The following is a 22525-nucleotide window of genomic DNA, read 5'->3' on the forward strand; positions in this document are numbered from 1 at the left end:
ACGCATTTCAGTACTCCCAATTGATGGGGTTGGATTTTTGTTGCCGGATCGGTACGGGAGAAGGCTTGACCGGTTTAGCCTCTGTCGATCCCTCCAGAAGTTCGCTGATCATTTCCGCACTCCAGATGAAACGCAGAATTCGCCCCCGCTTGAAGTAATGCTTTCCTTGCGCGAGAATTCCTTTCTGCATCCAGGTGAAGAGGGTGGCACGGGATACCTGGAGACGTTCGGAAAGTTGCTCCACGGTCAGGATTTCGCAGGAAGAAAGGGGATCGTTCATGACAGCCTCTCATTGATTACCCGATTGAAAGCCGCCTCTTCCGCTTCATCATCCATGAGACGACCATCTTGGATCAATCGCCCAAGATATTCCCGGTACTGTTCCATCTCCTGAGGGGTTAACGATTTAAGGGATGTCTCTTTGTCAAATCCACACATAAGACCCCCTCAGAACGGCAGATCATCGGAAGAGTTATCGGGACGTGCCGCATCCACTTCCTCTTCGAAGTCGATCCGCTTCATGGGTTTCTCCAGGGCATGGAGGAACCGTTCGGAAAGTTCTTTAGGTACCGCCTTAGTGGTGCGGATCGTGCCTTGCTTGTCCCGCCATATCCATCCGAAATCAGTTACCTTGCCGCCGTTGTTAGATATGTCCCAATAGAACTCACGCTTGACCTTGCGGAATGCTTCCCTTCTATCTTCACCGGCAAAACGAATCTTCTGGGGTCGTATCTGATCAAGAAGGTTTTGCGTCATCCCATAGCGTTTCCCTTCGATGGGGCAATGTCCCTTGCTCATGTATTTGAGCATGTACTTTGCCGCGTGTTCCTGGTTTGTGATCCTCTTGACGTTGACACTATTTGTAGCCTGTCCCCAGATCGTGACAAGCCATTGAACGGGAATGAAGGGCTGATCCACCAGGATATGGAAGTGAATGTTCTTGGTGTTCAACTCCTGGATTTCGGCTGTCCAGATGTAACTGAGTTCACTCTTTGCCGTTTCCGCCTTTTCCGCTTTCCGGTCATACTTCTTTTTGACCGTATTGAGGAACCTCTTGAACTTATCCTTGGCCCACGACTGATCCACATGGCCAGATTCATCAAGTTGTGACTGTTTGGGATCAAAGGTCAGGGTGATGAAGAGGCGAAAGGTCGTCAAGCCACTCTCCACAGCTCGCCTGACAGTCTTTCGTGCCTGTCTGGTGAATTCCTGGGAAATCAGCCGCTCTTTCTTTCGGGGGAGTGATCTACGACCCGTCCGGTAAAAGCCGCCCGTAATCTCACCACTGGGAAAGATGTTGATGCAGGCACCCCGACTTGAAGTACTTTCTCCTTCCCATTTCTTGAGAAGGTTTTTAGCCTCATCTGTCAGACTTATCGAACTATTATTAAATTCAAGAGGCGGAGGCGGGAAGTACTCTGCCAGGCCGGGAAGGGTGGGGTGGTGTTGTGGGGGGATTTCCGGTTCCGGCGGAATGGCAGGGTTGCCAAGATGCACTGGCAAGCCCAGCCATTCCGTCCGGCGAGCCAGGGTCGGCGTCTGTGGCTGTGTTGTTTGGGGTGGGTGACGGTTCGGGGAGAGTTGATTCCTGCGTTTCCATGTTTTCCTCCTAAGGAATAAATTTTCCTCAGGGTGACAGGAACGCGGGAGGGGAATTATTTTTGTTTTTCCGAAGCTTGGTGTATTTTTTGCCAAGTCGCAGCTTTGGTTTTTATTGTCTTATCAAATCCTTCTGGTTTTTTGATGTCTGTATCATCGAGAGTGCCCTCATAATCACGAGCGAGCGCATCAAATAAGCCCCGGATTTGAGGCACCTGTAACGGATACCTTAATGTCTTGGCTAATATATAAATTTGTGCGCCATGGTCGCTTTTGATGCTTCTTCGCTCATCTGTGATCATTTTATAGTTTATTTTTGGTTGTTTGGTGATTGCGGCGAGAATTCGTTCGTAGTCATTTGTTTTGCCGTATAAGCGGATAGACTGTATCTGAAATCCAATTTCAGGGTCGTGTATAATAAGAGGATCGAGTTTAAGCAGTTTTTCAATAGCATCTATGTCGCGGTTCAGTGCGTTACGATATAAAACGGTTGAAGAGATTCCATAGAATAAGTGGCACGGAGAATAAACAAGGAAATAGAAACTGAGAGAGAGTTCATCTTTCACGAGCGCATTATCAAATTTATCTTGTATTTCAGTATTGAGTGGAGTTCCTGAGATATCTTCCCTTATTTCTTCAAAAATCTTTGAGCAGAGCTCCTGCCAATATGCAAAAGCTTCCTTTAACTCCTGTGGAGTAACGTTTAGGTTAAATTTGTCGGGATTTCGTTTCAAGGCTTTCTCAAATTTCCGAAATTCTACAAAAAGGCTCATCAATTCATTTGAGAAATCAGAGGTGTTAGAAATAAGGCGTTTATAGGCTAGGACTGGCTTGCGTGAATGATACATTGCAAACCAGGGGGTGAGTTCGGGCAATGGGAATTTATGAGCATAGATACTGCGTTCTTTGACATTTCGTAATGCTTTGCATTTTTCTCTAGCGAATAAGGCGTGACTGATAGCAAAAAATGCGATTACTGGATTATGCTTTTGAGCCCACTCTTCTACAGCCAGCACGGACTACTCCTAGAATGAATAAACGATTCTGCTCTTAAAAGATAACGGGCCGGGAGATCACCTGACGGGTTTTTCGGTCAGGTGCATCTTCCTAGTTGGGCCTCTTGCCTCTCCGAGTATAAGTACGGGACCTCAGAATCTTTTAGCTTAATCTGCAAGTCGTCACATTGCGCGCTGATGGTGCACTTCCAGTCAAAGCCATTAATGATTATTTTCGTGATTTCGTCCTGATGGTCGTTCCGTTCGATCCATAAGTCTTGTATCCAAAGTTCCTTGTCACCTGTAAAATCGGCAGTGTGCCGAAATGTCCACTGGATGTCTTCTATTGGGGAAATGGTGAGTACAGCGTCTGCGATATGCAGCTCTGCATAGACATCCTTCTCTCTCTCATGCATCGTGGATTTCAGCTCCCAACAATCGCGGTTTATTGGGATTGTGACACGACGCCCTCGTAAGCGGATTTTTTCTCTTACAAATCTCGCATCGTGGATCAGGCTGTTGAGGAACACGAGATCATGATATCGGGATGCACCCTGTCGGACTTCATACTGTACTTTTCGAGGCACTTGCCCAAAATACGAATAAAAAAGCTCGGTGAAGTCAGGTTGTTTTTTCATCTTTGCCTCTGCTTTCTTATGCACAACGGTTCAAGGGGTCTGCGGCTTTCACCGCAGCACCCCGTGGTTAGTGCTTTGCGTTAACATCATTCGTTTTCGGTGATCTCGGTGGAATCAGGCCCTTTTCTTCCAGCTTCTTCGAAATATTGGTGATCTTCTCAAAAGAACAATCTTTCCATCCAGTGTTACCGCAAGTTTGAATCGCCGAATTCATATAGTCATCGGCGGCTTTTACGTTACCAGATTCTCTCTCTAGTCTTGAAAGGCGCTCGTATATGAGCATTTTGTCCACGGAAGTAGTTTTCGCATCAAAAATCTGTGAGGGATGTTTGAAAATGTCATCCAAGACTCCTAAATATGTAATCAATGACTTTCGATAGGCGTCACGATCTCCTTCATTCCTTTGAACATCGACCCTCAAACCATAGTGGCTTATCATTGCCATTTGAGATGACATCTTCATGCCTTCTTGAGCATAGAAAGATGAATAAAACCCCGCAACGAGTCCAACCGCAAGAACTGCAACATGGGTAAAAAACAACACTATCTTCATCTTTCTTGTCATTTTGATTTCCTTATGCACTAACTAAGGGTTTATACCGCAGCTATAATTGCTGTTAGATTATTATAATGTTTGCTGTGGAACCATATAAAACTGTTGCACAATCACTACAAGTGCCACTGAAATCGCTACATAATCACCCTGTTAAGGGGGGATATACCGCATCTCAATAATTCCGGATAATTTTATGTGGGGCATTTCCCAGACAAATAACATGAAGCAATAAATATTTCAATTTATCTTAATTTGGAATCAATGAACTTTCACTCAACTTTCACCAAACGGCTTGACTTTGGATAGATTTTACTGGATTATCTTGGACTATGGCAGGTGGGTTATATGGAGTAGCTATCCGAAATTATTTATTAATTTTGCCTTTACGTGCTCTGGCCGGGCAGGCTTCGAATCCCGTTTCCCGCTCCATAAACAAAAGCAAAGGGTTAGGCGATTTTGCCTGACCCTTTTTTACTGTTCTCGATGCAGGATATTTAGTATGGCACTTCCTTCAACTATCTACCGGGCAAACATACAGCTTTCGGACATCGACCGGGGTATCTACGAGTCATTGCCGTTCACTGTCGCCCGTCACCCCTCCGAAACGGAAGAGAGGCTTGTGGCCCGCCTGCTGGCATATGCTCTTTTTTTCGAACCTGATCTGACGTTTACAAAGGGGATAAGTGCCGGGGACGAACCGGACCTCTGGCTGAAAGGGCCGGACGGCCGGGTGCGCCTGTGGATCGAGGTTGGTCTTCCCGAGCCTCAGCGGCTTATCAAGGCAAGCCGTCATTCCGAGAGGGCGGCTCTCGTTGCGGTCGGGAAATCGCTCCCGACCTGGGAGCAGCAGCACCTTTCCCAACTGGAGGGAATTCCCAACGTGATGGTCATCCGTATCGACCAGACGTTCATCACTCGTCTGGTATCCCGACTCGAACGATCCATAAGCTGGTCTATTACAATCACTGAAGGTACCCTGTATCTTGCTGTCGCAGATGAAACGTTGGAAACTTCCCTGCATATGCGGTAAGTTACGGTGAGGGTGTTTTGCACCATTACGTAGATTATATGCGCTAGGCTGAATCTTCTCGTTACCCTGATACCTGTGCCGACCGCGATGATTGGCCCTTGAGGTGAGTATATGCAAAGGCTCAATGCCATGGAAGATTTCCGGCGCGACATCTCCCACCACCTGTTGAAGCGGGAGGACGGGACTGTCCTGCTGACAGCGACCATGCGGGATTCGTTCCATGACGTCGTTCTTGAAGTGGTGGTCGATGCCGTTACCTTGACCATCGCGGAGGCGCGGGTCGATTTCCGCAAATCCCCGTCAGATACCTGTGGCAACGTGGCGTCCCGCCTTGACCAGCTGATCGGCATGACCATCGGCCCAGGGATGACCCGGCGGCTCATGGCGGCTTTTGGTGGTGGAGAGGGGTGCGGCAATCTACGCAATCTGCTCCAGGGGCTGCTGCCGCTGGTGCTCAATCTCTCGGCTGCGGCCGGCATCCATGATGAGCAGGAGATGCTCGATGCCATGCACGAGCGCCTCCAGGGGACCTGTGTCGGGTACGTCCGACCGGTGCCGACCCGAAAGAGCGACGATTCCTGACTGTCGGAGCATGACCTCGGTGTAACGAACTCCGTGACTACCGGCGGCGCAGTAGGTGCGTTTACCCGTTGACTTGCACGGCAAATTAGCGGTAAAATCCCCTCAAGATAAACTTGGCCGGAGACGACAACCAGCCCCGGGTATGCGACAGCGCCCGGGGTTTTCCATTACCATGACCGATACGAACATCACGAAAATACCATGCCCTACTTGTCGCAGGGAAACCCCCTGGAAGGATAACCCCTTTCGTCCCTTCTGCTCCGAGAGGTGCCGGCTGATCGACCTGGGGGCGTGGGTTTCCGGGGATTACCGTGTTGCCGGGGAGAAACGGCCCGTCGAGGAAGATGATGACGAGTGACGTCCTGCAATGGTTCTAGATTGGGTTGTTTCACCACGTATCACGTTGTGTAAATAAAGAAGGAGAATCCCATGCCCGAAGTCCGACTCCGTTTTGCCCCTAGCCCCACCGGCTATCTCCATGTGGGAGGCGCCCGCACTGCCCTGTTCAACTGGCTTCTGGCCAGGAAGGAGGGCGGGAAGTTCATTCTCCGCATCGAGGATACGGATGTGGCCCGTTCGACCCAGGAGTCGGTGGACGCCATCCTGGACGGGATGCGCTGGCTCGGGCTCGACTGGGACGAGGGGCCCTTCTACCAGTCGGACAATTTCCCGCTGTACAAGGAGTTCGTCGAGAAGCTGCTGGCGGCAGGCAAGGCCTACAAGTGCTACTGCACCGCTGAGGAGCTTGAGTCGAAACGTGAGCGGGCGCTCCAGGAGGGACGCAAGCCAAAATACGACGGTACCTGCCGTGAACTGACCGGCGAACAGGCCGGCAAGCCCTATGTGGTTCGGTTTCGGGCGCCCCAGGACGGGGTGACCGGTTTCGACGACCTGATCAAGGGGCGGATTGCGTTCAACAACGAGGAGCTTGACGATCTGATCATCCAGCGGAGCGACGGTACCCCCACCTACAATTTCGTAGTGGTGATTGATGATGCCACCATGGGGATTACCACCGTCATTCGCGGCGACGATCACGTGAACAATACCCCGCGCCAGATACTCCTCTACGAGGCACTCGGTTACCCGGTGCCCCACTTTGCCCATGTTCCCATGATCCTGGGGGCCGACAAGACACGCCTTTCCAAACGCCACGGCGCCACCAGCGTCATGGCCTACCGCGACATGGGGTTCCTTCCCGAGGCGATGGTCAACTACCTGGTACGGCTCGGGTGGAGCTATGGGGACGAAGAGATCTTCAGCCGGGACGACTTGGTCGAAAAGTTTTCAATTGAAAATGTCGGCCGTTCTGCTGGCGTGTTCAATCCGGACAAACTCCTCTGGCTCAACGCGCACTACATCAAGAACGGCGATCCCGTACGGCTAGCCGGACTGCTCGTTCCGTTCCTCGCGGAGCGAGGAGTCGACCCGGCCACCGGTCCCGATCTGGTGGCGGTGGTGAAGACCCTCCAGGAGCGTGCAAGGACCATGCTGGAGCTGGCGGACGGAGCGGTTTTCTACTACCGGCGGGAGTTTGATTACGACGAGCAGGCAGCGGCCAAGTTCCTGAAACCCGAGGTGGCTCCTCTCTACGAGGCGCTTCTGGCGAAGCTGGCGGCGCTTTCCTCCTTTTCCCACGATGGGATCGAGGCGGCTTTCAAGGCGCTCTGCGAAGAGCAGGTGATCAAGATGGGGCAGATCGGCCCACCGGTGCGGATAGCCCTCTGCGGAGGAACGACATCGCCGAGTATTTATGAGGTCATGGAGGTGCTTGGGGCTGCGGAGACGCAACGGCGTCTGGAACGTGCCCTGACAAAACTTCGCGGATGAGTCGGCAGGAGTAGCTGAAGAGACGAAAAAAGGCCGCTGGTTATATCCAGCGGCCTTTTTGTTATTTGAACTTTTTCAGGAGATCAAGTGCACGCTTGACCCGGGACACTACCCGGATCGGCTGGACCGGTTTGGGAATGAAGTCGATGAAGCCTGTTTCCAGGGCCTTCTGTTCGTCCTCGCCGGAAGCCTTTGATGTGAGAAGAATCATGGGGATGTCTTCGACTGCGGGATTTCCCTTGATGGCCCGCATGAGGCCATAACCATCCATGCGCGGCATGACCGAATCGCAGATGATCAGGTCCGGCCTGTTGGTCAGGGCCATTTTCAGCCCGTCCACGCCGTCGTGGGCGACCTCAACTTCATACCCTTCTTTCTGCAACGCCACCTGGATGATGGTGGCGATGGGCTGTGAGTCGTCGATCACGAGAATCCTGGTCTTGCTCTCGGAGGTTTCCTTTCCTCCCAGATAGTGCTTCTTGAGGGCGGTTCCCACCTCCTTGCGGGTTGCCAGGACCGGAAAGATCTTCTTGCCCGATTTTTTGGCGAGGAAGTCGAAGGTGTCGTTGTCGAAGGGGTCCGTGACGGCGATGGCCAGCATGCCGTCCTTTTCCTTGATGGGAAAGAGCTGCTTCTGCACCGCCATGTCTTCCGGCACCAGATCGAGCAGATCCTGGGAGAAGGTGGCGCTACTGAACCCCTTGACAGTCTTGAAGCCGAACTGCTGGGCAAGGGCATCAACCAGTTCTTCGTCGGTGATGACTCCCATCTCCTCCAGCACGAGGCCAAGGCGTTTGCCGCTCCCCTTCTGCCGGTCCAGGGCACGTTCCAGTGTTTTGACGGTGATGATCCCCGCTTCTACTAACAGGTCTCCAAGCTGTTTCTTTACAGTCATAAGAAACCCCTAATTTAATTACGTACTTTTACAAACATTGTTACACAATATAAGGTAATTCGCTGCATTTGTTAAGGAGAAAATACAAAAAGGCCCGGAAGGACCTTTTTGCTGAAAAATAGCAATCGTAGAGACTAACGAATGTGGTCCTCGGGATAGGCGCCTATGCTGTGAATCGACAGGTCGGCACCGGCGAATTCCTCGTCCTCGTTCAGGCGGATACCGACGGTTTTGGCGAGGAGCCCGTAGACGATAAAGCTGCTGGCCAACGCAAAAACGATTGCACAGAGGGTTCCCAGCAGCTGGGAAACGAACGAAATTCCTCCCATTCCTCCCAGTTCCTTGAGACCGAAAATTCCCGCCGCGATCCCTCCCCAGGAACCGATGACACCGTGGAGTGGCCAGACACCAAGCACGTCGTCGATGTGCAGTTTCTCCTGTTCGATATGGAAACCGTACACGAAAATCACCGCTGCGATGCAGCCCGTAGCAAATGCGCCAAGGGGATGCATGACGTCGCTACCGGCGCAGACGGCGATGAGACCGGCCAGGGCACCGTTGTGAACGAAGCCGGGGTCGTTCTTGCCTGCAACGAGGGCGGCCAGTACGCCACCGATCATGGCCATGAGCGAGTTGACTGCCACCAGTCCCGATATTTTGTCCAGGTGGCCGGCACTCATGACGTTGAAACCGAACCACCCCACCGCCAGAATCCAGGAACCAAGGGCAAGAAAGGGGATGTTGCTGACCGGGATCGGATGGGATTTCTTCCGTATATAACGACCCATGCGCGGGCCAAGGATCAGCACCGCAGGAAGGGCGAGCCAGCCGCCGATGGAGTGGACTACCACCGAACCGGCATAGTCATGGAATTCGGCACCGCCGAAGGACTTGAAGAAATTTTGGAGGAGGGAGGCGTTTTTCCCCCAGATGAGGGATTCGAAGAGTGGATAGGTGAGGGCGGCAAAGATGGCACCTGCGGCCACCTGCGGCCAGAATTTGGCCCGTTCTGCAATGCCGCCGGAGATGATGGCGGGGATACATGCGGCGAAGCAGAGGAGGAAGAAGTAGTGGACCAGGTCGTACCCCTGATTGGCCATGATGTCGCCGGCCGGTTTGAGGAACGAGATGCCGTAGGCGATGGGGAACCCGATGAGAAAATAGAGGATGGTGGAAACCGACCAGTCGGTGATGATTTTGACAAAGGCATTGACCTGGTTCTTTTTGCGGACCGTCCCTACCTCGAGGAAAGCGAAACCTGCGTGCATGGCGAACACCATGACCGCACCCAGCATGAGAAACAGCACGTCGGTGCTGCTTTGTAGCGTTGTCACCGTTGACATTGCATCCATAGACATACCTCCATTGGTATAAGAGCATGCACCCGCCGTTGGGTATGCTCGCGCAGAACATAGCAACCTTTCTGCCAAAAAGGTAACGTGCCGATATGATGCATAAAACTAGTATGGTAGGGGCATTGGCATGCACAGGATTGCCCGTTTATTTGGCATGCCTGCCCAATTATGAAGCTGAGCGATGAGGAATTAGATGTTGACGGTAAACAGGCAACGTTGTAAATTCACTGAAATTAAGGGTTTTCAACCTGTCATGGATATCCGCTATGAAAACCGCTCTCATATATTCCAAAGATTTTAGCAACTGCTGCTTCGGTGAGGATCACCCGTTTAAAGTCCAGCGGTATCGGCTTGCGTACGAACTGATGCGTGCCTATGGGCTGACAGATGGTGCGCGGAAGGTGGTAGGTGAATACCCGGTCGTCGGCGACGACGATCTCCTCTCCTTCCATGCTCCGGATTATCTGGCGCGACTCAAGGAATTCAATGCGGCCACCGAGCCCCGTGCCGATTTTCGGTATGGTCTGGGGGACGTTGAAAATCCCGTCTTCCCCGGTTTTTTCGACTGGGCCTGCCTGGGTACGGCGGGAACTGTCGAGGCGGTACGATTGGTCACGGAGGAGGGGGTCGACTGCGCGTTCAATCTCGCGGGCGGTTGGCACCATGCCCACCGGAGCCGGGCGTCCGGTTTTTCTTACGTGAACGATGCGGTAGTTGCTATCAACAGGCTTGTTGCCAAGGGGAAGCGGGTTGTCTACCTGGATATCGACGCCCACCACGGGGACGGAGTGCAGGAGGCCTTTTACGACACCGACCGGGTTCTCACCATTTCGCTCCATGAAAGCGGCATCTATTTCTTCCCGGGGACCGGTTTTGAGAATGAGACGGGGACGGGACGGGGAAAGGGGTATGCGGTCAACGTGCCGTTCCTCCAGCACACCGATGACGCCCTTTTCATGAAGGCGTTCGATGAGGTGGCCTTTCCCCTCATAGCCGCCTACGATCCGGACGTACTCGTTACCCAGATCGGAGCCGACACGTTTCGCACCGATCCACTGACGCGCCTGGAAATAACGACCCACAGCTATTCCTACATCATGCGGAAGCTCAAGGCATTGCGAATTCCCTGGGTGGCCGTGGGTGGCGGGGGATACGACATGGTCAACGTGGCACGGGCCTGGACCATTGCCTGGGCGTGCATGAACGGTATCGAACTGTCGCCACGACTGCCGTCGGCCTTCGTGGAGATCATCGCCCCCTTGGGGTATACGAACCGCATGCTCCTCGATGCCATGCACTGGGCGCCGGAGGATGATCGTAACCGAGCTCTCGACGCGGTGGAAAAGAGCATCGCCGCTATCCGCGCGACGATTTTTCCCGTCATTATTGGCAGCCATGGCTAAGCTCCCCGGCAACTCACAGCTGATAAGCGCCGAGGGAATCCCCCTGTTCCGCCTGGTCGATATCAACGCCCTGCCTGCAGCGGAAAAGGATCGCATTTACGGTGGACTCATCCCTCCCCGTCTGCTCGAACTGTTTTCCATTTCTCCTCGAACCTTCTGCGGTCCCGACGGAGGGAGAAAGGTCTCGGTTATTGCCCCGGCGGGTTTTGCCTTCATGCGGATGGAGGTGCGACTCCACCCCGACGACCGGGATACGGTGTTTTTTCTCGACATTGCGGAAACCCATTACCGGCAGATGGATCTTGCTTTCTGCATCATAAACGACCCCCGTACCCCCCGTTTCGATGTGGATGTGGACAATGCTGGGCGGAACAACTATTTTGCTACCCACGGCCGTAACCTTGCCGAGGAGGAGCGAGCCATGGCGGCGGGGCTCTTCCCCAACCAGACCCGTCGGGGATTGCGGCTGTTCGGGGAGTTCTTTCCCTTGTTCGAACGGTTCGTGGACTCCCTCGGGATGGAGATGATTGTGGCGGAGCCTTTGACCTACGACAACGCCGTTCGTTACGAGAAGTACGGGTTCGACTACCTGACGGGCCGGCGCCTCATGGAGGCGATCGACAGGTGGTTTCAGCCGGGAGGTGAACTGACCCGGCGGCTCGACGGGTCCACGCCGTTTCGCCAACCAGGGCAGGAAAAAACCGTTCGCGGCCGAAGCTGGGCCATTCACGACGGTATAATGGACGAACCCTGGGATGATGTTCGCATCTATAAAATGGTCGGCGAGAGCGCCGGCATTGATACCTTTCCCGGAAGGGAGAACGAGAAGGAGATGTCGTGAAATGAACAGCTTGAAACCTGCTCCCGTCAAGGGAATTACGTTTTTTACACCGCCATCCGGAACGGTGGTCAGTGGACTGGACGGAAATGTACGAATAGACTGTGGCGATTTCCCCCTGCCGCTCCTTGACGAGGATTTTGCTTCGATGGATGGAGAGGGGCCGACCTACGACATGGTCGGGCGAGGGGTCTACCATATCCTGCGGGCGGACCCCGACTCTCTCCATGGAGCCCGTTATGCCGAAATCCTCCGGGATGCCTATCCCCACTATCTGTCCGAGCTTGCCACCCATATCGTCATGCTCGACAGGAAGGATGTGGAGATATCCTACCTCGACCGCAAGATCAATTATTTGAAGATATTTGCCTTGCTGGAGCCTGACAATGGTCAGTTGCAGTTCTCCATCGGGACCACCTATCTGGAAAAGGGGCTGCGGCTGTCGGCTCTTCACCTGGCTACGGTGACGATCTACCGCGCAGAACGGTTCCTGAAACGCGCACTGGACCTTGCTCCGACGGATGTTAACGTTCTTCACAAGTTGGGGGAGTTTTCCTACCTCGTGGGTCGCTATGAGGATGCCGTCCGTTTCTGGTCCGATGCCCTTGGGCAGCTGGATGATCCTTCCGCAAAGTTGTCCAGAAGCCGTCTGGAGCGAGTGACTGCAGGTGTTAGGCCACGGATTCCGGTGGTTGATTATCTGGAGGCGGTACGGGTGGCCCTGGAGTGCCTGGAGCGGCAGGAAGCGCAGGAAGCCGCCGCCATACTGCTTGATGTGCTGGACGATGCCGTCTTCTGCCAGGAGTTTCCCCTGGCAGAAATTCCTTATTTCCTCGGACTCTGCTACCGGGAGATGTCCATGCCCACCTATGCCGAAGAGTACCTGCAGGAAGCACTCAAGCTCGATCCGGAGCATGCCGATGCCCGTCGTGTTCTTGAAGAACTTGGAACGTCTCCGTAACTTTTATGTGCTGACTACGTTCCCGAACAGTGAGGATTGCCATGTTTGGTTTCAGTATTGCGGACTGGATTTTTATCGGCGGGGTGCTGGTGGTCATTTTCGTCTGTGTTGCCATCAGCGACATGCGGAAGAAAAAGCCGTGAACACACGTTGCGATAGAGTGGCAGGCGTGGCGTGCCGTTCGGGGTGCCAGACAGAATGTTACCGCGCTGAAATCGCTTGTCTCACCGCATCTCTGCTGATAGAATGTTCATGATTTTCATATAATCATCCAGGGCCAGGGAATGATCACAGTGGAAGAACATGATGACGAGATGCGCCGGCCGCTGGGGCTTACCCTCCTGGCCGGCCTCTACCTGTTCTTTTTTATCCTTTCCGCATCCACGTTCGGACATCCCTTCCCGCTACTCGGCCATATCTACACCGGTTTCGCTGCCAAGGCCCTTGTACTGTCGGACAGCCTTGTCTGTCTCTACCTCTTCATGGGAGTTTTCAAGCGTCAGTTGCTCACCTGGTATTTCCTCATAGGCTACAATCTCTTTCAGATTGTCAACACCATCATAAATCTTTCATACATATCGACCTCCGAACTGGAAAAGGTTGTGGGGGAGAAGGTGAACCAGGAAGCCCTGATCATCAATAACATTGCTGCGGCACTGGCCATTATGCTTCTTACCCAGTACATATACCGGCACAGGGATTTGTTCACGAACCGGCAGAAATACCTTTTCTAATAGCTGCGGTCGCCAGGCCGGTTGCCCTTTGGGTAGAGTTTCTGTTATACTGTGCGCCCCTGTCACGTAAACCAAGGATTACCGCATGTTTTCGAAGATGCTGAAAGACGACAATCTGCTCAGTGGTGGCGTATTCCACAAGCTGATGCACGGCCTGACCGGTTCGATTTTCCAGGATGACGGCTGCGAATGCCGGGTGAACCTGAATGATACCCGTGGCGTAAGCATCAGAATAGAACATCTGAACAAGCACTACGGGAAAAATCATGTGCTCAAGGATGTGAACCTGCAAATATTCTCCGGCGAGACGTTTTCCATCATAGGTCCGTCGGGAACCGGCAAAAGCGTGCTCCTGAAGCATGTCGTAAAGCTGGAAACACCCGACAGCGGCGAGATATTCATAGACGACATGCCGGTCTTCGCCAGTTCGAAGGAGTCGGCGCGGGACTACCGCTACAGCATGGTCTTCCAGTCGTCGGCCCTTTTCAACTCGCTGACGGTAGGTGAGAACGTCGGCCTCTGGCTTCGGGAAAAACGGGTCTGCAAGGAGACGAAGATCCGGGAGATTATCCGGGAAAAGCTTGCCAAAGTCGGACTGGAGGGGACGGAGGAGTTGCGCACCTCGGAGCTTTCCGGCGGTATGAAGAAGCGGGTGGCCATTGCCCGGTCGCTGGCGATGAATCCGGACCTGATCCTCTATGACGAACCGACGGCGGAACTCGATCCGGTGACCACCGACGAACTGGCCAACACGATCCTCAAGCTGAAAGAGACCACAAAAAATACGACGGTCATTGTCACCCATGACCTGAATTTCGCCCTCTACATATCGGACCGGATTGGCATGATGCATGACGGCCGCGTTATCGAAGTCGGTACCCCGGCCGAGATCAAGGCGAGCCAGAACCCCATTGTCAAAGCCTTTATCTATACCACCACCAAGGGGATCAAGGGTGATTGACCCGGAAGCTTTGCGTGGAACAAACGATTGTCCATGCCCGTTGCCGTTTGTTGCCGGGGGACGAACGAATTCAATCCCCCAGGACAGGAGGATCTGACCGTGCATCGATATATTCGCCGCCTCATACTGCTCGGCACTCTGCCCATGCTGGCCGTTGCCTGCGCTGCGATCAAGGACAGCAAGCCGATCATGCCCATCCGTCAGTATGAATTGATGCTCGTCGGCCGGGTGGATGCGGAGTACGTGGGAACCGACAACTGTGTCGCCAAGTGCCATCGCCACGACAAGATCGCCGACGATTTCAAGCATAGCGTCCACGGCGAACAGATCAAGCCGGAAACCGGCTTGCCGCTGGTCAACTGCGAGTCGTGTCACGGCGCCGGGAGTCTCGCCATTGCCAACCTTGAAGACGACCCGGAACTCAATGACGCGCAGAAAAAGAAGTGCGATACGACCACGTTTCTCGACATCATGAATCTTCCCCCCCAGGCCCAGTCGCTCATCTGCCTCAAATGCCACTCTGCCGCATCGACGCCGAGCCTGACCCACTGGAATGCCAGTGCCCATGCCATGAATGACGTCGGCTGCTTTGATTGCCACAAGCTCCACCAGGGACCTCAGCAGAAAGTGAGCCGGGACGAGATGTCCGCGCTTTGCTATGGTTGTCATCCGGACGTAAAGGCGGAGAACCAGCTCTTTTCCCACCATCCGTTGCGGGAGAAAAAAATGGCCTGCGTGGACTGCCATGAACCCCACGGCTCCCTGCAGGAGAAACTGCTGAAGGGGATGACCCCCAAGGAGACCTGCACCCGGTGCCACATGGAGAAGCAGGGGCCCTTCGTCTACGAGCACGGGGACGTGATGGAAAATTGTGCCAACTGTCATACCCCCCATGGCTCGGTCGTCAACAATCTGCTGAGTGCGGCCATGCCCTTCCTCTGTTTCCAGTGCCATGGCGGTCATACCCTGGACAATACGGCCGGCGCCAAGCAGCTATTTGTCAATCGCTGTACCGATTGTCACTCGCAGGTCCACGGATCGGACATCTCCTTCCCTGCTGGCGCGGGCAACGGGACACTGCGGCAGTAACGGCGTTGTCGAACTTTTCGCAAAGGAGCTTACGCGTGATCGCCCATATCAAGTTCGTCCAAAGGCTTTTGTTGGCGGCACTTCTGGTGATTGTGACAGCGTTCCCCCTCCGTGCGGAGGATGCAACGGCTGCTGGTGGGAACTCCGCTGTTGGAAATAGTCTGCTGACGGAAGATGGCAGTGATGGCGGTGAGGGGGAGGGACCGTTGTCCGTGGATGTGCCGCTGCCGGAGAACAAGGTGGAAACCCATACCTTCGTGGGGGCTTCTGCCGGCTACCGTTTTTTCAACCTTGACAAAGACGCTGGCCGGGCGGCCCAGTACGAGTATCTCCATTCGAGTCCCGTCTTCAGTGCCGGCATCAATTCCCTGGGGATGGACCACAAGTTTGTTCTGGATGGCATGTATCTGAATGAAGATGACTACTTCGGCGATCTTTCTTATGATTACAAAGGGGCTTACCGGTTACACCTGCGCACCGAGTCGCTTTTTCACAACCTGTTTGCGGAACGCCTGTTTGCACCGGATATCCCCAATCTGTTCGGAGCGAACTATCTTGCACGGGACCTGGCTCCCGGTGCACGGTACGGACTCCGTTCCGAACAGGACCTGGCGGAGTTCCGGTACAAGCTGAACGAATATCCGGTGCACCTGAACCTCGGTTACTGGCGTCTCGCCAAGAGCGGAAATTCCCAGCTCATTTTTGCCGACCACGCATTCGAGCCACTCGGTGCCAACAATACCGTTTATGCGGCGTCGCGGAGGATCGACCGGCAGACCCATGAGGGGAACCTGGGGGTGGATGCCCACCTGGGGCCGGTGGATATTATTTACGGATTTAAAATTCGACAGTTCGACAATCGGGCCGATACTCCGCGCGACTTTTTTATTGCGCGACCGGACACCGCCAATGAGTTCATTCCCCGACTCGGCGGGTACCAGCAGCACAATGAAGAGCCGGATAGCCGCTACTACGCGCATACCGTCAAGCTCCACTCCTCCCTGACCGGCGGAATCGTCGGTGCCGCGTCCTATACGTACGGAAAGCGCGAAAACCGCTCCTCGCTCACCGACGTGGGGGGGGCGGACAGAACGAGTGACATCCTGCAGAATGTGGCGGGGGATTTCGTCTATACCCCGTGCATGTGGTTCTCCGCAGCTCTCAAATACCGGCGCCAGGATGTTGACAGAAATAGCCTGTCGACCATAACCAGTCTTTTTGCAGACACACCTGGCCATGTACTGTCCGTCAGACCTGCAATTGATACGGACCGGGATGTGGTGACGGCGACGTTCTCGGTGAGGCCCAACGCCCTGGTGACGTTCAAGGGGGAGTACAAGGGGGAGTTCACCCAGCGCGAAAATCTTGCCTCCTGGGTTCGACCGGGTATTGCCTCATCGCCGGGGCTGCCGGAAAACACCGCGGTCAACAGGGGGACGTTCACTGTCCTCAGCCGTCCTGTCAAGGGGTTGCGGCTCAAGGCCCTCTACGGCTACACCGCGGTCAATCATCCTGCCTACGGCAACTCTTACGGACAGAAACATGAAGGACAACTGCTTGCCACCTATACGTACCTGGCCAGGTGGGGGGCGACCGCCTACTACCGTGTCGCGAGGGAGAACAACGACCAGACAACCATGGCGACCCTCTCGCTGTTCGCTCCGTCAGTCGTGTACGAGTTGCCTCGCCAAAAGCGAACGAACAATGCCACCCTCAGTGTGTGGGTTTCCCCTCTCGACAAACTCACCATGACGGCTAGTTACAGTCTGTTGCGGTGGAAAACCGACCAGTCGGTGCTTTTCTCCGCGACGCAACCGGGGAGCAACGGGGGGACTGCATACACCAACCAGTCCCAGATATTCTCGCTCAATTCGGTCTATCGATACAACGACAAACTGGATCTATCATTGGCATTACAACAGATCCATTCCAGGTCTGATTTTGACCCCCTCTTTCTGGCGCTCAGCCCCACGGAAAGCACCCTTGGCATTCAGGATGGCAGCAAGGTCAAAACCATAGAAAGTTCGGTTTCCGCCCGGGCAGACTATCATGTCACCAAAAACGTTACCTGCTCTGTTGACTATTCCTACCGGGATTACGATAACAGGTATGCTTCTCTGTATGACGGAACTGTGCAGATCGTTACGGCCCAGGTGAGCACCAAATGGTGATCCTCACGTTTTTTGGAGTATTCGGGATGTCTGGCAAACTTTTTCGCACACTCCTTATTGCAGTTGCACTGTGCTTGATGGCACTGCCTGCCCATGCAGCAGGCAAGCTGGTCGCCGCGGTATTGACCAGCGACCTTCCCCGTTACCGTGAGGCCCATCGTGCCTTTATCAAGACTCTTGCCCAGAAGGGGTATGACCAGAGCAATGTGGATATCATCCTGCAGAGTCCCAACCCTGATCCCATCTCGTGGGCCAACACGATCAGAAAATTCAACGCGATCGGTGCCGACCTCATTGTCACCTATGGAGCACCCGCCACTCAAACTGCCATGCGGGAGGTGGAAGAGGCACCAATTCTCTTCGTGGACGTGTACGGACCGATTGAAACCGGTGTTACCCGGAGCTTGACCACCACCGGCCGGAACATGACCGGCGTAAGTTCCAAGGTCCCGATGGTAACCCTCGTCAAAGCGGTTATGGATATCAAACCGGTCAAGACCATAGGGGTGCTCTACAATTCGCGGGAAGCCGGGTCGGTCGTGCAGTTGAAGGAGATGAAGCGAGTTGGCTCGCAGCAGGGGTTTGCGGTTGTGGAGGCCAATGTCTCTTCCCATGCCGGACTCGATGCGGCTCTGAATTCGTTACTTTCCCAGGTTGACTGCATCTACGTGGCCGAGAGTTCCCTCGCTTGCCGCAGTTTCGAGAAGATCGTCCATCGTGCTAACGAGCACAAGATACCGGTTATTTCCCAGATGCCCGAAGCCTCCGACAAGGGGGCGCTCGTGGCGCTGGAGATCAATACTGCGGAACAGGGGCAGATTGCCGGCGACTATGCGGCAAGAATACTCGGCGGCAGGAAGGCGTCCCAGCTGCCTATCCTCACGCCTAAAAAGGTCGATCTTATCATCAACCTGCGAGCGGCCAGGGCGCTCGACCTGCACGTCCATTTCCAGGTTTTGAGCTTGGCGACCAAGATTCTGAAATAATGACTGTCCGTTGAGAGGGCGCCTGCCCGGGATAGCTGCGGAGAAGTGTGACGAGGAGTGGATGGGGAAGATCCTGATAATCGACGATGATGAACTCTTTACCAACGTGCTGAGCGGTTACATCCATCAATACTATCCGCTTTTGCAGGTCGAAACCTGTACCAATCCGCTTCTGGCCTTGCCGGCCATGAAGAGGGGGGATCTGGCCCTGTTGCTGGTGGATCTTGAAATGCCCTATCTGGACGGCAACAAGGTTTTCAGGTTTGCGACCGAGGCGGGGATCGACAAAAACCGGATTGTCATCCTTTCCGGTCGTGATGCGGAGTATCTCCATGAGCACTTCCCCATGGGGACCTGTCTTGCCGTGCTCAACAAGTATGAGGCCAAACAGAAGGCGGTGCTCGACATGATCTTTAATTCCTTGCAGCGCAAGGCGGTAAGCTGAGGCAGAATGATAGGACGAGGGAGAATGATGACGGCGAAGAAAATGGTGGTGACGTTTTACCGGCAGAAGCATGTCCGGCCGGATTGGCAGGTTGATTTTTCAGGTCACGGGTTTGACCTCTTTTCCGTGGAGTTGGCAGATGATCTGGCGCGGTTCGGCATCGAACTCTCCGTGGCCCACAATCACGACATAACGATCGACATCAACAGCTATGCAGACCTGCTGAATGCGGTGCGCATCTCCTCTCCCGCCGACGGCTTTGCCAGTATCTGCGTGGGGCATGTCATAGGGAAGAGTCCGAACCTGGATATTTTTGAAGACATCAAGCGGGCGGTCAACCGCCTTGCCTTTGCTCCCGAAACCATTGCCCCCGACGAGGAAAACCGTCGGGTATGCCACAATTGCGGGTGCGGCTGCTGAAAAATCTGCTACTACTCTAGGGAGATGATTTCCGCGGCTATGCCGTCGCCGGTGATGGTGAGGAGGGCGAAGCTTTTGCTGCTGCATGCTTCGGCGATACAGCCGGGGTTGACGAACAGAATTCCTTCACGTTCGTCGATGGCGGCCACGTGGGTGTGGCCGTAGAGTACTACGTGGGACTTTGCGCTGCGGGCTTCCATCTGGAGTTGGGATAGCCCGCATTTGACATTATAGCGGTGGCCGTGGGTGATAAGAAAGTTTTTGCGGCCAAACGACATGCAGAGCTTTTTCGGGGCTGTGGAAGTCAGGTCGCAGTTGCCGGCAACCTTGACCACGGGCCTGTCCAGAGCTTGTTCTATTAGAGTAGCGTCATCGGCAACATCCCCCAGGTGGATGATGTGATCGACCCGGTCTGCCCGGTCGATGGCACGCACTGCCAGCGGATAGTTGCCGTGGGTGTCGGAAACAACGAGAATTCGCATGGAGCAAGCATAGGTAAATGGCTCCCTGCCGTCAAGCCGATTTATCTGGCTTGGCACAGGTTGACGGCACGTTGCATTCCAGAAGCGGTATTTACCAGACCGGATTGACAGAACGTGGGGTTCACATGAAAAATAAATGGCTATGGGTATGGATTGCCGTACCGCTCTGCATGATCCTTCTCTTCGTTGTCTCGGTGTATGTCGCATCGATGCTGCTGGGGGAAAAGGGGCGGTTTGTTACGGGTGGGGGAGTGGGGTTACTGGAAGTCAGGGGGCCCATCCTGGAATCCCAGGAAACCATCCGGCAGATACGGGAACTGAAAGATGACACCAACGTGAAGGCGGTGGTTCTGCGGGTCGAATCACCAGGGGGTGGGGTTGGCCCTTCACAGGAGATCTACGAGGAGATAAAGAAGCTGGCGGGACAGAAAAAGGTGGTAGTGTCCATGGGGAGCGTGGCGGCATCGGGGGGATATTATATCGCCGCCCCGGCTTCGGTGATATATGCCAACCCGGGAACCATCACCGGCAGTATCGGGGTGCTCATGAAGTTTGCCACCATGGAAGGGCTGATGGGGAAGATCGGGGTGAAGGCCAATACCCTGAAAAGCGGCGAATTCAAGGATGTCGGTTCGCCGGTTCGCCCCATGACCGACAAGGAGCGGGCGATGCTGCAGGGGGTGATAGACAGTACCTACGGCCAGTTCGTCAAGGCGGTTGCCGAGGGGAGGAAGCTCCCAGTCGATGAGGTCAAAACCCTCGCGGACGGCCGCATCTATACGGGGGAACAGGCGAAAGTCCTGAAGCTCGTGGACAAGCTCGGCAATCTCGAGGATGCCGTTGCCGAGGCAGGGCGGTTGGCGGGCATCAAGGGGGAGCCGCAGCTCATCAAGCCGAGCAAGAAGAAAAAGCTTCTGCTCGATATGCTGGTTGAGGAAAGCGCCGGCAGGATCGGCAACCTGGTGACGAGGGAGAGCAGTTTCAGCGTTAATTACGAGCTGGACGGCTTTATCAAATAGCTAATTTTACCAAAGGCGGCAAGAGGATAGACAGTAACACAATTCGATGTGAAAGCGAGACGTATGGAACTGACCGGTAAGCAGAAACGATTTCTCAGGGGACTTGGGCATGGGCTCAAGCCGATTATTACGGTTGGAAAAAACGAGGTGAATGCCGCGCTTGTGCAGCAGACCGACGAGGCTCTATCGACCCACGAGTTGGTCAAGATCAAGATTCTCGAAAGCTGCCTTCTTGACCGCCACGGGGTTGCGGATGAACTGGCGGCCACCTGCGGTGCGCAGGTGGCCCAGGTGCTGGGGCGGACCATCCTTCTCTATCGGCCGGCGACGGAACCGAAACTGGAACTTCCCAAGAGTAAAAAATAGGGACGCCCGGAAAGGCGTCCCTATCGGATGAGGCGGATACAGCCAGACTAGTCGTCGCCTCTATCGTGCTTGCCCCTTTTTCGCTCTTCTTTATCCCACTTTTTTTCTTCCTTCCACTCTTCCTTGCGCTGCTTCTTCCACGCCTTGTCGGGACGGAAGTATTTTCCCCGGTAGTGTTCGCGGTCCTCGCGGTAGTGGTTGTACTCTTCGTCCCGGTAATGGCGGATCTGCTCATAGCGGTATTTGCGCAGACCCGGGGGAAGGTTGCGCTCCGGCACCACGATCCACGGACCGTTGTAATTGCGGCCCCGGTACCATGCTCCACTGTTGAAAAGGTAGTAGCGGCCGGAGATATACACCAGGTCATAGGGAATGTCGATGGCTACGTGAAAGCCGAGTTCGGGGGGGGCAAGAAACACCGGCGGTTGCTGGATGATGATCTGTGGTGGCGCGGGAGGGGCGTAGACTGGCGGTGGGGGGGCGTAAATCGGCGGTGGTGGTGGTACGGGTGAGCCGCCGCGGATGTTGATGTCGATGCCGACATCAGCCCCGAAGGAGGCACGTGCGACAAGCGAGATTGCCAGGGTAACTGTTAACAACGTGCGTTTCATGACTGGATTACCTCCTGGGTAGGGTTGTTCCCATTTCTGCAGGAACATGCGAATTGCAGTTCGACAAAAAAAGCCGTATTGCCGGTATACCTGTTACTAGATATTTCGGCAACCCGGCTGTCTTCGTGAGACCCTGTAGGCTTTCCGTCCCACCCTCGCGGGTGGTTTAGTATTATCGTATATCCACAATCCTGTAATGTTCTCAGGACTGAATAGCGTATTATAACGGCGAAAGTCAAGGGTTTTTGTGGCAGGGGTCAAGTCGTGCTTTTCGTTAAATCCGTGGCATAGTATATACGGTACCTGTTTGGCTGAATTTGAGGGTGAGAGGAGTTATCGATATATGGCAAGGAGCGTCTGGGTGGACCGTGAGGAATGCATCAGCTGTGGACTCTGCGTGTCTCTACTGCCGGAAGTGTTCCGCTTCGAGGGGGGAAAGTCGGACGCGTACGCCCCGACCGGTGCTCCGGAAGAGAAGATTCAGGAATGCGTCGACGGCTGCCCGGTTGGGGCTATCCACTGGAAGGATTGAACCGGGAGCAGGGCGGTTGGCTAGAGT

The 22525-nt window shown here is 54.4% G+C and carries 26 protein-coding genes and 1 riboswitch; of the genes, 17 read left to right on the top strand and 9 right to left on the bottom strand.

Features of this window, described 5'->3' with window-relative positions; translation table 11 throughout:
- Nucleotides 1-7: 7 nt before the first annotated feature.
- From LDN04_RS10515 to LDN04_RS10535, 5 genes are all read right to left on the bottom strand, one after another.
- Nucleotides 8-280, bottom strand: a complete 273-nt coding sequence (locus LDN04_RS10515) for a helix-turn-helix domain-containing protein (RefSeq protein WP_223909897.1) — start codon at nucleotides 278-280, stop codon at nucleotides 8-10.
- A gap of 167 nt (nucleotides 281-447) precedes the next feature.
- On the bottom strand, nucleotides 448-1158 hold the full coding sequence (locus LDN04_RS10520) for a hypothetical protein (protein ID WP_223909899.1): 711 nt from the start codon (nucleotides 1156-1158) through the stop codon (nucleotides 448-450).
- A 497-nt stretch (nucleotides 1159-1655) separates the two neighbouring features.
- On the bottom strand, nucleotides 1656-2615 hold the full coding sequence (locus LDN04_RS10525) for a hypothetical protein (protein WP_223909901.1): 960 nt from the start codon (nucleotides 2613-2615) through the stop codon (nucleotides 1656-1658).
- A gap of 77 nt (nucleotides 2616-2692) precedes the next feature.
- Nucleotides 2693-3232 (bottom strand): hypothetical protein, encoded by a 540-nt coding sequence (locus LDN04_RS10530; RefSeq protein WP_223909904.1) that lies wholly within the window; start codon nucleotides 3230-3232, stop codon nucleotides 2693-2695.
- Between the two features lie 67 nt (nucleotides 3233-3299).
- Nucleotides 3300-3797 (bottom strand): hypothetical protein, encoded by a 498-nt coding sequence (locus LDN04_RS10535; protein ID WP_223909907.1) that lies wholly within the window; start codon nucleotides 3795-3797, stop codon nucleotides 3300-3302.
- 490 nt (nucleotides 3798-4287) lie between these two features.
- Here LDN04_RS10535 and LDN04_RS10540 point away from each other — a divergent pair, with 490 nt between their 5' ends.
- The 4 genes from LDN04_RS10540 (at nucleotide 4288) to gltX (ending at nucleotide 7230) form a co-directional block, all read left to right on the top strand.
- Entirely contained in the window at nucleotides 4288-4818 is a 531-nt protein-coding gene (locus LDN04_RS10540) for a YaeQ family protein (protein WP_223909910.1), read from the top strand.
- A 111-nt stretch (nucleotides 4819-4929) separates the two neighbouring features.
- Nucleotides 4930-5400, top strand: coding sequence for a DUF2889 domain-containing protein (locus tag LDN04_RS10545; RefSeq protein WP_223909913.1), 471 nt, complete (start codon nucleotides 4930-4932; stop codon nucleotides 5398-5400).
- A gap of 172 nt (nucleotides 5401-5572) precedes the next feature.
- On the top strand, nucleotides 5573-5758 hold the full coding sequence (locus tag LDN04_RS10550; RefSeq protein ID WP_223913376.1) for a DNA gyrase inhibitor YacG: 186 nt from the start codon (nucleotides 5573-5575) through the stop codon (nucleotides 5756-5758).
- Between the two features lie 71 nt (nucleotides 5759-5829).
- Nucleotides 5830-7230, top strand: coding sequence for a glutamate--tRNA ligase (gene gltX / locus LDN04_RS10555; protein ID WP_223909917.1), 1401 nt, complete (start codon nucleotides 5830-5832; stop codon nucleotides 7228-7230).
- Nucleotides 7231-7291: 61 nt separating this feature from the next.
- On the opposite strand, the gene LDN04_RS10560 is transcribed toward gltX, so the two are convergent.
- Nucleotides 7292-8125, bottom strand: coding sequence for a response regulator (locus LDN04_RS10560; protein WP_223909920.1), 834 nt, complete (start codon nucleotides 8123-8125; stop codon nucleotides 7292-7294).
- Nucleotides 8126-8259: 134 nt separating this feature from the next.
- On the bottom strand, nucleotides 8260-9477 hold the full coding sequence (locus tag LDN04_RS10565; protein ID WP_223909922.1) for an ammonium transporter: 1218 nt from the start codon (nucleotides 9475-9477) through the stop codon (nucleotides 8260-8262).
- A gap of 269 nt (nucleotides 9478-9746) precedes the next feature.
- On the opposite strand from LDN04_RS10565, the gene LDN04_RS10570 reads away from it, so the two are divergent.
- The 10 genes from LDN04_RS10570 to LDN04_RS10615 all read left to right on the top strand — a co-directional run bounded on the left by LDN04_RS10570 (nucleotide 9747) and on the right by LDN04_RS10615 (nucleotide 19488).
- The gene (locus tag LDN04_RS10570; RefSeq protein WP_223909925.1) at nucleotides 9747-10883 is read left to right on the top strand and encodes an acetoin utilization protein AcuC; all 1137 of its coding nucleotides are present in this window, start codon (nucleotides 9747-9749) and stop codon (nucleotides 10881-10883) included.
- Nucleotides 10876-11724 carry a hypothetical protein gene (locus LDN04_RS10575; RefSeq protein WP_223909928.1) on the top strand — a complete coding sequence of 283 codons (849 nt, stop codon included), beginning with the start codon at nucleotides 10876-10878 and terminating at the stop codon, nucleotides 11722-11724. The genes LDN04_RS10570 and LDN04_RS10575 overlap by 8 nt, the downstream gene beginning before the upstream one ends.
- Before the next feature lies 1 nt (nucleotide 11725).
- Nucleotides 11726-12682 (top strand): lipopolysaccharide assembly protein LapB, encoded by a 957-nt coding sequence (locus LDN04_RS10580; protein WP_223909930.1) that lies wholly within the window; start codon nucleotides 11726-11728, stop codon nucleotides 12680-12682.
- 284 nt (nucleotides 12683-12966) lie between these two features.
- Entirely contained in the window at nucleotides 12967-13416 is a 450-nt protein-coding gene (locus LDN04_RS10585; RefSeq protein WP_223909931.1) for a hypothetical protein, read from the top strand.
- A gap of 85 nt (nucleotides 13417-13501) precedes the next feature.
- Nucleotides 13502-14377, top strand: coding sequence for an ABC transporter ATP-binding protein (locus tag LDN04_RS10590; RefSeq protein ID WP_223909933.1), 876 nt, complete (start codon nucleotides 13502-13504; stop codon nucleotides 14375-14377).
- Nucleotides 14378-14521: 144 nt separating this feature from the next.
- Nucleotides 14522-15466: a DmsE family decaheme c-type cytochrome gene (locus LDN04_RS10595; protein WP_223913377.1), complete on the top strand. Its 945-nt coding sequence runs from the start codon at nucleotides 14522-14524 to the stop codon at nucleotides 15464-15466.
- A 35-nt stretch (nucleotides 15467-15501) separates the two neighbouring features.
- The gene (locus LDN04_RS10600; RefSeq protein WP_223909935.1) at nucleotides 15502-17637 is read left to right on the top strand and encodes an MtrB/PioB family outer membrane beta-barrel protein; all 2136 of its coding nucleotides are present in this window, start codon (nucleotides 15502-15504) and stop codon (nucleotides 17635-17637) included.
- A 26-nt stretch (nucleotides 17638-17663) separates the two neighbouring features.
- Nucleotides 17664-18623, top strand: a complete 960-nt coding sequence (locus LDN04_RS10605; RefSeq protein ID WP_223909936.1) for an ABC transporter substrate-binding protein — start codon at nucleotides 17664-17666, stop codon at nucleotides 18621-18623.
- Nucleotides 18624-18684: 61 nt separating this feature from the next.
- Nucleotides 18685-19068 carry a response regulator gene (locus LDN04_RS10610; RefSeq protein WP_223913378.1) on the top strand — a complete coding sequence of 128 codons (384 nt, stop codon included), beginning with the start codon at nucleotides 18685-18687 and terminating at the stop codon, nucleotides 19066-19068.
- Nucleotides 19069-19095: 27 nt separating this feature from the next.
- Nucleotides 19096-19488 carry a hypothetical protein gene (locus tag LDN04_RS10615; protein WP_223909938.1) on the top strand — a complete coding sequence of 131 codons (393 nt, stop codon included), beginning with the start codon at nucleotides 19096-19098 and terminating at the stop codon, nucleotides 19486-19488.
- An 11-nt stretch (nucleotides 19489-19499) separates the two neighbouring features.
- Here LDN04_RS10615 and LDN04_RS10620 read toward each other — a convergent pair whose 3' ends face one another.
- Nucleotides 19500-19970, bottom strand: coding sequence for a YfcE family phosphodiesterase (locus LDN04_RS10620; RefSeq protein ID WP_223909939.1), 471 nt, complete (start codon nucleotides 19968-19970; stop codon nucleotides 19500-19502).
- A 125-nt stretch (nucleotides 19971-20095) separates the two neighbouring features.
- On the opposite strand from LDN04_RS10620, the gene sppA reads away from it, so the two are divergent.
- Both sppA and yhbY read left to right on the top strand, forming a co-directional pair.
- Nucleotides 20096-20989, top strand: coding sequence for a signal peptide peptidase SppA (gene sppA / locus LDN04_RS10625; protein ID WP_223909941.1), 894 nt, complete (start codon nucleotides 20096-20098; stop codon nucleotides 20987-20989).
- A 63-nt stretch (nucleotides 20990-21052) separates the two neighbouring features.
- Nucleotides 21053-21355, top strand: coding sequence for a ribosome assembly RNA-binding protein YhbY (gene yhbY, locus LDN04_RS10630; protein ID WP_223913379.1), 303 nt, complete (start codon nucleotides 21053-21055; stop codon nucleotides 21353-21355).
- 47 nt (nucleotides 21356-21402) lie between these two features.
- Here yhbY and LDN04_RS10635 read toward each other — a convergent pair whose 3' ends face one another.
- Nucleotides 21403-21966, bottom strand: coding sequence for a hypothetical protein (locus tag LDN04_RS10635; protein WP_223909944.1), 564 nt, complete (start codon nucleotides 21964-21966; stop codon nucleotides 21403-21405).
- Nucleotides 21967-22070: 104 nt separating this feature from the next.
- Nucleotides 22071-22147, bottom strand: a riboswitch (cyclic di-GMP riboswitch).
- 162 nt (nucleotides 22148-22309) lie between these two features.
- On the opposite strand from LDN04_RS10635, the gene LDN04_RS10640 reads away from it, so the two are divergent.
- Nucleotides 22310-22498, top strand: coding sequence for a ferredoxin (locus LDN04_RS10640; protein WP_223909946.1), 189 nt, complete (start codon nucleotides 22310-22312; stop codon nucleotides 22496-22498).
- The last annotated feature ends 27 nt before the right edge of the window (nucleotides 22499-22525 follow it).

Source organism: Geobacter sp. AOG1, from assembly GCF_019972315.1.
GTDB lineage: Bacteria > Desulfobacterota > Desulfuromonadia > Geobacterales > Geobacteraceae > Geomobilimonas.

Bases quoted from the DNA above. Each gene is read 5' to 3' on its own strand.
- LDN04_RS10575 (WP_223909928.1), top strand. From the start codon at position 10,876: ATGGCTAAGCTCCCCGGCAACTCACAGCTGATAAGCGCCGAGGGAATC.
- LDN04_RS10530 (WP_223909904.1), bottom strand. From the start codon at position 3,232: ATGAAAAAACAACCTGACTTCACCGAGCTTTTTTATTCGTATTTTGGG.
- LDN04_RS10565 (WP_223909922.1), bottom strand. From the start codon at position 9,477: ATGGATGCAATGTCAACGGTGACAACGCTACAAAGCAGCACCGACGTG.
- LDN04_RS10540 (WP_223909910.1), top strand. From the start codon at position 4,288: ATGGCACTTCCTTCAACTATCTACCGGGCAAACATACAGCTTTCGGAC.
- LDN04_RS10610 (WP_223913378.1), top strand. From the start codon at position 18,685: ATGGGGAAGATCCTGATAATCGACGATGATGAACTCTTTACCAACGTG.
- sppA (WP_223909941.1), top strand. From the start codon at position 20,096: ATGAAAAATAAATGGCTATGGGTATGGATTGCCGTACCGCTCTGCATG.
- LDN04_RS10535 (WP_223909907.1), bottom strand. From the start codon at position 3,797: ATGACAAGAAAGATGAAGATAGTGTTGTTTTTTACCCATGTTGCAGTT.
- LDN04_RS10635 (WP_223909944.1), bottom strand. From the start codon at position 21,966: ATGAAACGCACGTTGTTAACAGTTACCCTGGCAATCTCGCTTGTCGCA.
- LDN04_RS10615 (WP_223909938.1), top strand. From the start codon at position 19,096: ATGACGGCGAAGAAAATGGTGGTGACGTTTTACCGGCAGAAGCATGTC.
- LDN04_RS10640 (WP_223909946.1), top strand. From the start codon at position 22,310: ATGGCAAGGAGCGTCTGGGTGGACCGTGAGGAATGCATCAGCTGTGGA.
- LDN04_RS10545 (WP_223909913.1), top strand. From the start codon at position 4,930: ATGCAAAGGCTCAATGCCATGGAAGATTTCCGGCGCGACATCTCCCAC.
- LDN04_RS10550 (WP_223913376.1), top strand. From the start codon at position 5,573: ATGACCGATACGAACATCACGAAAATACCATGCCCTACTTGTCGCAGG.
- LDN04_RS10580 (WP_223909930.1), top strand. From the start codon at position 11,726: ATGAACAGCTTGAAACCTGCTCCCGTCAAGGGAATTACGTTTTTTACA.
- yhbY (WP_223913379.1), top strand. From the start codon at position 21,053: ATGGAACTGACCGGTAAGCAGAAACGATTTCTCAGGGGACTTGGGCAT.
- LDN04_RS10620 (WP_223909939.1), bottom strand. From the start codon at position 19,970: ATGCGAATTCTCGTTGTTTCCGACACCCACGGCAACTATCCGCTGGCA.
- gltX (WP_223909917.1), top strand. From the start codon at position 5,830: ATGCCCGAAGTCCGACTCCGTTTTGCCCCTAGCCCCACCGGCTATCTC.
- LDN04_RS10570 (WP_223909925.1), top strand. From the start codon at position 9,747: ATGAAAACCGCTCTCATATATTCCAAAGATTTTAGCAACTGCTGCTTC.
- LDN04_RS10515 (WP_223909897.1), bottom strand. From the start codon at position 280: ATGAACGATCCCCTTTCTTCCTGCGAAATCCTGACCGTGGAGCAACTT.
- LDN04_RS10585 (WP_223909931.1), top strand. From the start codon at position 12,967: ATGATCACAGTGGAAGAACATGATGACGAGATGCGCCGGCCGCTGGGG.
- LDN04_RS10560 (WP_223909920.1), bottom strand. From the start codon at position 8,125: ATGACTGTAAAGAAACAGCTTGGAGACCTGTTAGTAGAAGCGGGGATC.
- LDN04_RS10590 (WP_223909933.1), top strand. From the start codon at position 13,502: ATGTTTTCGAAGATGCTGAAAGACGACAATCTGCTCAGTGGTGGCGTA.
- LDN04_RS10605 (WP_223909936.1), top strand. From the start codon at position 17,664: ATGTCTGGCAAACTTTTTCGCACACTCCTTATTGCAGTTGCACTGTGC.
- LDN04_RS10595 (WP_223913377.1), top strand. From the start codon at position 14,522: ATGCTGGCCGTTGCCTGCGCTGCGATCAAGGACAGCAAGCCGATCATG.